The 11312-nt window shown below is 72.7% G+C and carries 11 protein-coding genes; 6 read left to right on the top strand and 5 right to left on the bottom strand.

Annotation, left to right across the window (positions count from 1 at the left end; all coding sequences use genetic code 11):
- On the top strand, positions 1-360 hold a 360-nt coding region (locus CCN72_RS23200), incomplete at its 5' end, for a DUF4186 domain-containing protein (RefSeq protein ID WP_086809247.1).
- A gap of 119 nt (positions 361-479) precedes the next feature.
- The gene (locus CCN72_RS23195; protein WP_086809245.1) at positions 480-2699 is read left to right on the top strand and encodes an NADP-dependent isocitrate dehydrogenase; all 2220 of its coding nucleotides are present in this window, start codon (positions 480-482) and stop codon (positions 2697-2699) included.
- A gap of 87 nt (positions 2700-2786) precedes the next feature.
- Here the strand turns inward: CCN72_RS23195 and CCN72_RS23190 are convergent, their stop codons facing one another.
- The gene (locus tag CCN72_RS23190) at positions 2787-3242 is read right to left on the bottom strand and encodes a hypothetical protein (RefSeq protein WP_037663839.1); all 456 of its coding nucleotides are present in this window, start codon (positions 3240-3242) and stop codon (positions 2787-2789) included.
- Positions 3243-3573: 331 nt separating this feature from the next.
- Between CCN72_RS23190 and CCN72_RS23185 the strand changes: the two genes are divergently transcribed.
- Positions 3574-4884 carry a bifunctional o-acetylhomoserine/o-acetylserine sulfhydrylase gene (locus CCN72_RS23185; RefSeq protein WP_086809244.1) on the top strand — a complete coding sequence of 437 codons (1311 nt, stop codon included), beginning with the start codon at positions 3574-3576 and terminating at the stop codon, positions 4882-4884.
- Complete coding sequence (gene metX, locus CCN72_RS23180; protein WP_086809242.1) at positions 4885-6024, top strand: homoserine O-acetyltransferase MetX; 1140 nt, start codon at positions 4885-4887, stop codon at positions 6022-6024.
- A 3-nt stretch (positions 6025-6027) separates the two neighbouring features.
- Here metX and CCN72_RS23175 read toward each other — a convergent pair whose 3' ends face one another.
- On the bottom strand, positions 6028-6348 hold the full coding sequence (locus CCN72_RS23175; protein ID WP_107430143.1) for a DUF5713 family protein: 321 nt from the start codon (positions 6346-6348) through the stop codon (positions 6028-6030).
- A 60-nt stretch (positions 6349-6408) separates the two neighbouring features.
- Here CCN72_RS23175 and CCN72_RS23170 point away from each other — a divergent pair, with 60 nt between their 5' ends.
- Both CCN72_RS23170 and CCN72_RS23165 read left to right on the top strand, forming a co-directional pair.
- On the top strand, positions 6409-7188 hold the full coding sequence (locus CCN72_RS23170) for an N-formylglutamate amidohydrolase (protein WP_086809238.1): 780 nt from the start codon (positions 6409-6411) through the stop codon (positions 7186-7188).
- Positions 7189-7296: 108 nt separating this feature from the next.
- A complete protein-coding gene (locus tag CCN72_RS23165; protein ID WP_086809235.1) occupies positions 7297-8523 on the top strand; it encodes a cytochrome P450 in 1227 nt (408 codons plus the stop codon).
- A 12-nt stretch (positions 8524-8535) separates the two neighbouring features.
- Here the strand turns inward: CCN72_RS23165 and CCN72_RS23160 are convergent, their stop codons facing one another.
- The 3 genes from CCN72_RS23160 to CCN72_RS23150 are packed head-to-tail and all read right to left on the bottom strand — an operon-like array spanning position 8536 to position 11116.
- Positions 8536-9060, bottom strand: coding sequence for a hypothetical protein (locus CCN72_RS23160; RefSeq protein WP_244174401.1), 525 nt, complete (start codon positions 9058-9060; stop codon positions 8536-8538).
- Complete coding sequence (locus tag CCN72_RS23155; protein ID WP_037663849.1) at positions 9057-9632, bottom strand: RNA polymerase sigma factor; 576 nt, start codon at positions 9630-9632, stop codon at positions 9057-9059. The genes CCN72_RS23160 and CCN72_RS23155 overlap by 4 nt, the downstream gene beginning before the upstream one ends.
- Before the next feature lie 59 nt (positions 9633-9691).
- Positions 9692-11116 carry a S8/S53 family peptidase gene (locus tag CCN72_RS23150; RefSeq protein ID WP_086809234.1) on the bottom strand — a complete coding sequence of 475 codons (1425 nt, stop codon included), beginning with the start codon at positions 11114-11116 and terminating at the stop codon, positions 9692-9694.
- Positions 11117-11312 lie beyond the last annotated feature (196 nt).

Here is an 11312-nt window from a genome sequence, read left to right as displayed (position 1 = left end):
CCGCTCCGGCCCCGGCAGCCGTTCCGGGCCCGGTTCCGGCTGCGGGGGCCGGAGCGGGTCACCGCCGAGGAGAAGGGGGCCGCCACCATCAGGTGGCACGCCTATGACCTGGTCGCGAAGCGGCTCGCGCCGGCCGAGCCGTACAAGGACGGGAAACAGACGCCGTACCGGGGCCACCCCGTCTTCGTGGCGCAACACGCGACCGCCACCTGCTGCCGGACCTGCCTGCTGCGCCGGCACGGCATTCCCAAGGGACGGCAGCTCAGCAGGGCCGAACACCTGTACGTCGTGGAGGTGATCTGCCGCTGGATCGAGCGCGAGCTCACCCGCGGGCCCGGGGAAACAAGCGGAGGCGACTGACCAGGTGAGCAGCCGGGCGGCGGAAAACAGCGGCCCCAGACGCCACCCCTGTCGAGCCCGCCCTCGGCACGAGATATCTTGATGTCGAGCAATGTTGCAGACGTGGAGCGGAGCACCCGGTGACTGACTCGACCATCATCTACACGTATACAGACGAGGCCCCGGCCCTGGCGACGCATTCGTTCCTGCCGGTGGTCCGGGCGTATGCCTCGCAGGCCGGTGTGCCCGTGCAGACCCGCGACATCTCGCTGGCCGGGCGCATCATCGCCGTCTTCCCGGAGTACCTGAACGAGGACCAGCGCATCGCGGACGCGCTGACCGAGCTGGGCGAGCTCGCCAAGACCCCCTCGGCCAACATCGTCAAGCTGCCGAACATCTCGGCGTCCATCCCGCAGCTCAAGGCCGCCATCGCCGAGCTCCAGGGCAAGGGCTACGCGCTGCCGGACTACCCGGACGACCCGAAGTCGGACGAGGAGCGCGACATCCGCGCCCGCTACGACAAGATCAAGGGCTCCGCGGTCAACCCGGTCCTGCGTGAGGGCAACTCCGACCGCCGCGCCCCGGCCTCGGTGAAGAACTACGCCAAGACCCACCCGCACCGCATGGGCGCCTGGACCGCCGAGTCCAAGACCAATGTGGCGACCATGAGCGAGAACGACTTCGCGGGCACCGAGAAGTCCGCGGTGATCGCCGAGGACACCACCCTGCGCTTCGAGCTGGTCGGCGCCGACGGCACCACCACCGAGCTGCGCGCGCCGCTGCCGGTCATCGCCGGCGAGGTCGTGGATGCCGCCGTGCTGCGCGCCGCCGCCCTCAACGAGTTCCTCGCCGCGCAGGTCGCCCGCGCGAAGGAGGAGGGCGTGCTGTTCTCCGTGCACCTGAAGGCCACGATGATGAAGGTCTCCGACCCGATCATCTTCGGTCACGTGGTGCGCACCTTCTTCCCGAAGACGTTCGCGAAGTACGGCGAGACGCTCAAGGCGGCCGGTCTCTCCCCGAACGACGGCCTCGGCGGCATCTACAAGGGCCTGGAGAACCTGCCCGAGGGCGCCGAGATCAAGGCGTCCTTCGACGCCGAGCTGGCCGACGGCCCGGCGCTGGCCATGGTCGACTCCGACAAGGGCATCACCAACCTGCACGTCCCCTCGGACGTCATCGTGGACGCCTCCATGCCCGCGATGATCCGCACCTCCGGCCACATGTGGGGCGCGGACGGCCAGGAGCACGACACCCTCGCGGTGCTGCCGGACCACAGCTACTCCGGCGTCTACCAGGCCGTGATCGAGGACTGCCGCGCCAACGGCGCCTTCGACCCGTCCACCATGGGCTCGGTGCCGAACGTGGGCCTCATGGCGCAGAAGGCCGAGGAGTACGGCTCCCACGACAAGACCTTCGAGATCCCGGCCGACGGCACGGTCCGCCTGGTCGACGCGGCCGGCAACGTGGTCCTGGAGCAGGCCGTGGCCCAGGGCGACATCTTCCGCGCCTGCCAGACCAAGGACGCCCCGATCCGCGACTGGGTCAAGCTGGCCGTCACCCGTGCCCGCGCCACCGGCGACCCGGCCGTGTTCTGGCTGGACGAGGAGCGCGCCCACGACGCGCAGCTGATCGCCAAGATCAAGCAGTACCTGCCGGAGCACGACACCGAGGGCCTGGACATCCGGATCCTGTCCCCGATCGAGGCCACCAAGCTGTCGGTGGAGCGCATCCGCCGCGGCGAGAACACCATCTCGGTCACCGGCAACGTGCTGCGCGACTACCTGACCGACCTGTTCCCGATCCTGGAGCTGGGCACCAGCGCCAAGATGCTGTCGGTCGTCCCGCTGATGGCGGGCGGCGGCCTGTTCGAGACGGGCGCCGGCGGCTCCGCGCCCAAGCACGTCCAGCAGCTGGTCAAGGAGAACTACCTGCGCTGGGACTCGCTCGGCGAGTTCTTCGCGCTCGTACCCTCCCTGGAGCAGTACGCGGCGGCCACCGGCAACACCCGCGCCAAGGTCCTGGCCGACGCCCTGGACCGCGCCACGGCGACCTTCCTCAACGAGGACAAGTCCCCGACCCGTCGCCTCGGCGGCATCGACAACCGCGGCAGCCACTTCTACCTGTCCCTGTACTGGGCGCAGGAGCTGGCCAAGCAGACCGACGACGCCGATCTGGCCAAGGCGTTCGCGCCGCTCGCCGAGGCCCTCGCGGCCGACGAGCAGCAGATCGTGACCGAGCTGAACAGCGTCCAGGGCGAGCCGGCCGACCTCGGCGGCTACTACCGCGTCGACCAGGAGAAGGCGGACGCGGTGATGCGCCCGTCGGCCACCTGGAACACGGTGCTGGCCTCCCTGAGCTGAACCCGGCTGAACCCGGCTGAACCCGGCTGATCGCAGCGGAGCGCCCCACCACCCTCGCCGGGCGGTGGGGCGCTCCGCTGTTCCCGCCTACGGGTGGTAGATCTCCGACAGGGCGGTGATCTGGCCCTTGGCGTTGACGTGGTAGAAGAAGTACGGGCTGTTGGCCAGCTTGTGGTTCGCCAGCCACGTCGGGGCGACCTTCACGCTCGTGGTCTCGCGCAGCACCTCGACGGAGGCGCCCGGCGCGAAGCCGAGCGAACGGGCCGCGCCGCTCGGGGTGTAGACGACGTCCTCGTCGTTCCTCGTGTTCACCTTGCACGCCTGCGGGGTGACGCGCACGACGGCCTTGCCCTTGACGTTCTTGGCGGAGTCCAGCTTCAGGAAGTGCCGGCCCGCGGGCAGGTGACACGGCTTCCAGGTCGTGGCCGCGGCGGCGTGGCCGGCCCCCTCCCGCGGGGCGGCGCCGGCGGACCCGCACGCGGTGGCGAGGAGGGCCGCGGCCGAGGCGGCGACGAGGGCGGCGGAGACATGACGGTGGTTCATTGAGCGTCCTCTGCTACGAGTGCTACGAAGATCTGCTGACGTCGAGGGAGATAGCGGACCGGGGTCACGGGTTTCACCGGCTCCCGCTGCTGTGACGGGACGGTGACAACCGGTACCCGGCCGGAACGATCACCCCGGGCGCGCCGCATGGACGTTCGCCCCGGCCGTACGTATGGCCGACCGCCCGGACCACGTCCCGTGTCGGGAACATTGCGGCCGCATGTCGTCCATGACGTCCTCATGTCGCCTCGCGGGTAAGCCTGTCGGCCGAAGAGAGCGCGTGGTTGCCTCGTGCCACGTCACCGCCTCCCGCGCACGAGGAGCACGCACCATGAGCACGCAGCCCGACACCGCCGCCTGGTCCTTCGAGACGAAGCAGATCCACGCGGGCGCCGCCCCCGACCCCGCGACCGGCGCACGGGCCACCCCCGTCTACCAGACCACCTCGTTCGTGTTCCGGGACACCCAGCACGCGGCCGACCTGTTCTCGCTGGCCGAGCCCGGCAACATCTACACCCGGATCCACAACCCCACCACCGACGTGTTCGAGCAGCGGATCGCCGCGCTGGAGGGCGGGGTCGGGGCGGTCGCGCTGGCCTCGGGGCAGGCCGCGGAGACCCTGGCGATCCTGACCCTGGCGGGCGCCGGTGACCACATCGTCTCCAGCACGGCGCTGTACGGCGGCACGTACAACCTCTTCCGGCACACGCTGGCGCGGCTCGGCATCGAGGTGTCGTTCGTGAACGACCCGGACGACCCCGAGGCCTGGCGGGCGGCGATCCGGCCCACCACCAAGGCGCTGTTCGCCGAGTCGCTCGGCAACCCGCGCGGCAATGTGCTGGACGTACGGGCGGTCGCGGACGTGGCGCACGCGGCCGGGGTGCCGCTGATCGTGGACAACACCGTGCCCACCCCGTATCTGCTGCGGCCGATCGAGCACGGCGCGGACATCGTGGTGCACTCGGCGACCAAGTTCCTCGGCGGGCACGGCACCGCGGTCGCCGGTGTGGTGGTGGACGGCGGCACCTTCGACTTCGGCGCCCACGCGGACCGGTTCCCGGACTTCAGCGAGCCGGACCCGAGCTATCACGGACTGCGCTACTGGCCGGCGCTCGGACCTGGCGCGTTCGCGGTGAAGCTGCGGGTGCAGCTGCTGCGCGACCTCGGCCCGGCGCTCGCCCCGCACTCGGCGTTCCTGCTGCTCCAGGGCGTGGAGACGCTGAGCCTGCGCCTGGAGCGGCACACCGCCAACGCGCAGGCGCTCGCCGAGTGGCTGGAGCGGCGGGACGAGGTGGCGACCGTCCACTACGCGGGCCTGGAGTCCAGCCCGTGGTACAAGGCCGGGCAGAAGTACCTGCCACGCGGGGCCGGTGCCATCGTCTCCTTCGAGCTGCGCGGCGGGATCGAGGCGGGCAAGCGGTTCGTGGACGCGGTCGAGCTGTTCAGCCATCTCGCGAACATCGGTGACGTACGCAGTCTGATCATCCATCCGGCGTCCACCACGCACAGTCAGCTCACCGAGGAGGAGGCGGCGGCCACCGGTACGGCGCCGGGTCTGGTGCGGCTGTCGGTCGGCATCGAGAACCTGGCCGATCTCAAGGCGGATCTGGAGGCCGGCTTCCGCGCGGCGAAGGGCGCGTAGGTGGGCGCGGTCACGGCGACCGAGCGGGTGCCGGCCACCGGAGCCTGGCGGGAGGGGGACCCGCCGGGCCGCCGGCGGTGGTTCACGGCCGACCGGCCGCTGCCGCTGGAGGCGGGCGGTGAACTGCCCGGCGTACGGCTCGCGTTCGAAACCTGGGGGCGGCTCGCGCCGGACGCGTCCAACGCGGTCCTGGTGCTGCACGCGCTGACCGGCGACAGCCATGTCGCCGGTCCCGCCGGGCCCGGGCACCCCACGCCCGGCTGGTGGGAGCCGCTGGTCGGGCCGGGACGGCCGCTGGACACCGACCGGTGGTTCGTGGTGGCCCCCAATGTGCTGGGCGGCTGCCAGGGCAGCACGGGGCCGTCCTCGGCGCGTCCGGACGGCCGCCGGGCGTGGGGCGGCGCCTTCCCGTTCCTCACCCAGCGGGACCAGGTCGCGGCGGAGGCGGCGCTCGCGGACGCGCTCGGCATCGACCGCTGGGCCCTGGTGGCGGGCGGTTCGATGGGCGGGATGCGGGCGGTGGAGTGGGCGGCGTCGTACCCGGAGCGCACCGGGGCGCTGCTGCTGCTCGCCACGACGGGGGCGGCGAGCGCGGAGCAGATCGCCTGGGCGGGGATCCAGCTACGGGCGATCCGTACGGACCCCGACTGGCGGGGCGGCGACTACCACGACGCCGCCCGCGGCCCGCACACCGGCCTCGGGCTCGCCCGCCGTCTCGCCCATGTCACCTACCGCAGCGAGCCGGAACTGGCCACCCGCTTCGGCCGGGCCCCGCAGGGCACGGAACACCCCTGGCGGGGCGGTCGCTACCAGGTGGACTCCTATCTGGACCATCACGCCGAGAAGCTGGTACGACGCTTCGACGCGGCGAGTTACGTCGTCCTCACGGAGGCCATGAACGCCCACGACGCCGGCCGCTCCCGGGGCGGCCTGCGCTCCGCCCTCGCCCGGGTCACGGCCCCCACCCTGGTCGCCGGCGTCGACTCCGACCGCCTCTACCCCCTCGCCCAGCAGCACGAGCTGGCCGCCGCGATCCCGGGCGCGGACCGGACCCGGGTGGTGCAATCGCCGTACGGACACGACGGGTTCCTGATCGAGACGGACCAAGTGGGCGCGCTGGTCAGGGAGTTGCTGGGCTGATCGTCACCATTCGCGCGGGGCGATCAGCTCCTCCACGTCCGCCTCCCCGAAGCCGTACGCCCGGGCGATGTACCGGAACTCGCCGCCTATCTCGTCCCGGGCCACGGTCTCGATCTCGCTGCCGGCGGCCTCGAACTCGGCCTCCAGCGCGTTGAACTCCTCGGTGGCCGCGTGGCTGAGCCGGTAGAGCGCGGGCAGGTCGGCGGGCCGCTCGGCCTCGATGCGGGCGCACAGGGCGAGCAGGATCGCCCGGGCCTTGTCCAGGACGTGGTCCGGGTAGTACGCGTCCCCGTACAGCGCCGCCAGGAATGTATGTTCCTTCACACCGCGATCCTGCACCACGCCACTGACAACGACGCCACCGCCGACGCCCCGGAGCCGCCGATGCCCGCGTTCGAACTCCTGCCCGGCGCCCCCGACTCCCCCGTCCTGCTGCATGTGCCGCACTCCGCCCGCGCGATCCCCCGGGACGTCCGGGACGGGATCCTGCTGGACGAGGCCGCTCTGGAGCGGGAGTTGGACCACATCACGGACACGCACACCGCGGAGCTGGCCGGGCGGGCGGCGGGGACGGCCGGGAAGGTGCCGTGGCGGTTCGTGAACCGGTTGTCGCGGCTGGTGGTGGATCCGGAGCGGTTCCCGGACGAGCGGGAGGAGATGCTGGCCGTCGGGATGGGCGCCGTGTACACACGGACCACCCACCGCGCGCAGCTGCGGCCCGCGGACACCGACCCGCGGCCGTTGGTCGAGCGCTACTTCCTGCCGTACGCCGAGGCCATGACGCGGGCCGTGGCCGGGCGGCTGGCGGCGACCGGGCGGGCCGTGGTCGTGGATGTGCACTCCTACCCGGCGCGGGCGCTCCCCTACGAGCTGCACGGGGACGGCCCGCGACCGCCGGTGTGCCTGGGCACCGACCCCTTCCACACCCCGCCGAAGCTGCTCGCCGCCGCCCGCGAGGCGTTCGCCGGGTGCGGGGAGACCGGGCTGGACAGCCCGTTCGCCGGGACCTACGTGCCGCTGGCGTACTACGGCACCGATCCCCGCGTCGAGGCACTGATGATCGAGCTTCGGCGGGACACCTACATGGACGAGCCCGGCGGACCGCCCGGACCGGGACTCGACCGGCTCGCGGCGGCGCTGGCCACCCTGGTCGACGCCCTTTGACCCGGCCCGGCGGAGAACCCCGCAGCCACGCCGGTCGGCGGCCCGTGGACCCTCCGCCTGGAGCAGTCCCGCACGACACCCGCCGCGCCCCACCCCATCGTGGAGGGCATGACGACCATGGAGACCAGCGCGCCCACCGGTCAGGAACCGCCCCCCGTGCGGGACTGGCCCGCGATCGATCTGGACGGCACCGAGTTCGACCCGGTGCTCGCGGGACTGGTGCGCGAGGGGCCGCTGACCCGAATACGGCTGCCGTTCGGGGAGGGCTGGGCCTGGCTGGCCACCCGCTACGAGCATGTGAAGCTGATCACCAACGATCCCCGGTTCAGCCGCGCGGAGGTCGCCCGCGGCCGGGTCACCCGGCTGGCGCCGAACTTCGCGCCCCGCCCCGGCTCGCTCGCCTGGGCCGACCAGCCGGACCACAACCGGCTGCGCAAGCCCATCTCGGGTGCCTTCACGGTCGGCGCGATGAAGCGGCTGCGGCCCCGCGCCCAGGAGATCCTGGACGAGCTGGTGGACGGCATGGTCCGCGAGGGCCCGCCCGCCGACCTGGTGGAGCGGGTGCTGGAGCCGTTCCCGCTGTACGTCGTCAGCGAGGTGATGGGCGTCCCCGGCACCGACCGCGAGCAGGTGCACGACTGGACCCGGCAGATCATCTCCCTGTCCGGGGGCGCGGAGGCCGCCGACCGGGCCAAGAACGGCCTGTACGGCTGGATCACCGAGATCGTCCGGGCCCGCGCGCGCAGCGCCGGGGAGGACGTCTACTCGCTGCTCGCGGGCGCCGTGGCGCGCGGTGAGATCGGCGAGGAGGAGGCCGTCGGGCTCGCCGGTCCGCTCCAGATCGGCGGCGAGGCGGTCACCCACAACTGCGGGCAGATGCTCTATCTGATGCTGACCCGGCCGGAGTTGATGGCCCGCATGCGCGCACGGCCCGGCGAACGCGGCCCGGTGTTCGACGAGTTGCTGCGCTGGATCCCGCACCGCAGCACCGTCGGGCTCGCCCGGATCGCCCTGGAGGACGTGGAGATCGCCGGACACCGGATCGCCGCGGGTGAGGCGGTCTACGTCTCCTACCTGGCCGCCAACCGCGATCCGGAGGTCTTCCCCGACCCGGACGGCATCCTCCCGGACCGGGACCCCAACCCGCATGTCGCCTTCGGCAACGGCCACCACTACTGCACCGGCGCGGTCCTGGCCCGTCTCCAGCTGGAACTGCTGGTGGACACGCTCCTGGACCGGCTTCCGGCGCTGCGGCTCGCCGTGCCGCCGGAGGATGTCGAGTGGCGGCAGCAGACGATGATCCGGGGGCCGCGCACCCTGCCGGTGACCTGGTGAGCCGGTCCCCGCTCAGGCCCGCAGCCACTCCGTGACGATCACCTCCGTGCCGGTGCGCAGCCGCAGGGCGAAGGGCCCGCAGGGCGGGTCGTCGCTGAGGAAGCGGCCGAGGCTGTCGACGGCGACCGGGCGGGCGGCGCCCGGACCGCCGAGCACCTCGATCCGCGCCGAACCCGGCGGCAGCACCTGCCCGATCAGTCCCTCTCCCGTGACCTCGACATCGACGGTGAGCGCGCCCGCGCGGAACGTCAGCATGCGCGGCGCGTCCGTGACCCCGCGCACCGGCAGCGCGTCCACCAGCGAGTCGAAGGTCAGCTCGGCGATCCGCGCGTCCAGGTCGTGCAAGGCGTAGGCCTCAAGGGCGAGTTGGCGCAGGAAGTCGGGCACGGGGTCGAGGACGGCCGCGGCCTGCCGCAGCTCCTCCTCCAGCAGCGCGTCCGCCGTGGCCTCCAGCAGCGCGTCCGCCGAGAGCGCGTCCGCCGACTCGTCTCCGTCCCCGTCCGCTCCGTCGCGGGGGAACCCGTTGTCCTTGTTCATGCCGCACCCCGTTGGTCCATCCGGGCCCGCAGCCGCCGCAGACAGCGCTGGCGCAGGGGGCCGATGCTGCCGACCGCGATGCCGAGCGCGGCCGAGATCTCCACATAGCTGGGCGGCGGCGAGGACACCAGCACCCGCAGCAACTGACGGCAGCGCTCGCCCAGTTCGTCCAGCTCCTGCCACAGGCGGCGGACCCGTTCGGCCCGGTCCGCCGCCTCCTCGGAGTCGATCAGTGTCTGCTCCGGCGTACGGTCGTCGCTGGCCCGGTCCAGGACCTGCGGATCATCCGTGAGGGTGAGCCGCGTCATGCCCTTGATGACCTTCAGGCATTCATGGCGGGCGGTGCTCGCCAGCCAGGCGCCGGTCTTGTCGGGCTCCCTGATCCGCCCCAGATGCTGGGCGAAGCGGAACCACACGGTCTGGTAGACCTCGTGCCCGTCCGCGTCGGAGAGCCGATGGGCGCGCACCACCGACCACACCAACGGGCTCATGCCCTCGACCAGCGCCTTCCAGGCCGCGGCGTCCCCGTCGACGGCGGACCGGACGAGCGCGCCGACCTCTGTTCGGTCCACGGCTCCACCCCTCGTATAGGGCTCGTCATGGTACGCCGTGGAGCGGAGGGTTCCGGCGCTCACGCGGGCAGCGCCGGGGCCGTGACCGGGACCGGGCGCCAGGTGGGCGGCCGGAGCGCGCGCACCTTCGCCCCGCGGACGTCGGTGCGGTGGGTCGCGTCCGCCAGCAGCCGGGCGCCCGCCGCACGGGGATCGCGCTCGCGCTCGGACGTCATCAGGGCGGCGACGAGCCCGGCGGCGACCGGGGTGGCGAAGGAGGTGCCGCTCCACTGCGCGAACCCGTCGAACATCACCTGGTCCGGCTTGCCCCCGGTGCTCTCCCGCGCCTCGCTCAACGCGCCGGTGTGGCGCGGGTACTGGCAGGTGCAGGAGTAGTCGAAGCCGTACCGGCAGTCGTCGTAGGTGGAGTGCTGGTAGAGGTACGGCACCGGGGTGCCGAAGCCGGTGAGGGCGCTGGTGAGGCGCTCGCCGGGGGCGAAGACACGGACCCAGCGGCCGTGGTTGCTGAAGCAGGCGGGGCCCTCGCCGTCCGAGCGCAGCGCGCCGACCGACACGACGCTGTCCGCGTACTCGGGCAGGGCCGAGTACGCGGCGGGCCAGAACGGCACGTCGCTGCCGTTGTTCCCGGCGGCGGCGACCAACAGGGTGCGCTGCTCGCGCAGTTCGCTCATGAACGCGTCCAGGCCGAGCAGCCCGTGCAGGCCGGGGGCGGGGCTGCCCGCGGAGAGGCTGATCACATCGGGCCAGCCGGCCCCGTCGACGGCCTCGAAGAGCCGGGCGCCGAACTCCGACTCCAGTACGGCGCCCGCGTCGTTCAGGGTGCCGCGGACGGTGATGTCGGTGTTGGGCGCGACGGCCGCGAGGATGCCCGCGATGAAGGTGCCGTGGCCGACGTACTGGCGCAGCACCCCGCCGCCGTCGGTCTCGGCCGCCTGGGTGTCGCCGGTGGTGTGGGCGAGCAGCGGGTAGGCGTGGTGGTCGTGCACCAGACCGGTGTCGACCACCAGGACGCGGACGGCGGTGGCGGGGTCGTGTCCGGTCCCGGCGGCGGCCGGGTTGGGCGCCGCGGAGCGCGCGATGGGCACCGGTTCGTCCCCGGGGCAGGCGTTGACCGCGATGTGCACCACATGGTTGCGGCTGACCAGCCGGCGTCCGTGCCGCTCCTCGGCGGCGCGCAGGGCGCCCAGGGCGTGCGGCACCACGTCGTCCCCGAGGTCGGGGGCGCCGACCCGGATACGGGTGATCCCGGTGCGGCCGCCGTCCGGGCCGTCGCGGCGCACATGGTCGGGCAGCAGTCCCCGGGTCTCGGTGAAGTGGGCGCGCACCGTGTCCTCCACGGCGCGGGCCTCCTCCCCGGACCGGGCGAGGACGATCCCCTTCTCGTACAGCGGATGGGCGTCGTCGTCCGGGCCCATGGCCAACGGGACGTCGGGCATCGAGCGCTGGATGTGATCGAACTGTTCGCGGTATCGCTGGAGTGCCATGCCGTGTCCTCCCCCTGAAAGGCGGTGTACGAGAGTGAGAGCCGCCGGTCCGCCGTCTGATACAGGCCACTACCATGCGAGGCGTGACAGCGGGAAGCGATCCGGCCCTCCAACTGCTGCCCCTGGTGTTCGCCGACCCCGGCGAGGCACGGGCGCGCGCCGAACTGCTGCTCGAATCCGCCCCGGCCCCGCTGCC

The sequence above is a fragment of the Streptomyces murinus genome, assembly GCF_002154555.1.
Classification (GTDB): Bacteria; Actinomycetota; Actinomycetes; order Streptomycetales; family Streptomycetaceae; genus Streptomyces; species Streptomyces murinus.
This window is presented reverse-complemented; position numbering and strand designations above follow the sequence as displayed.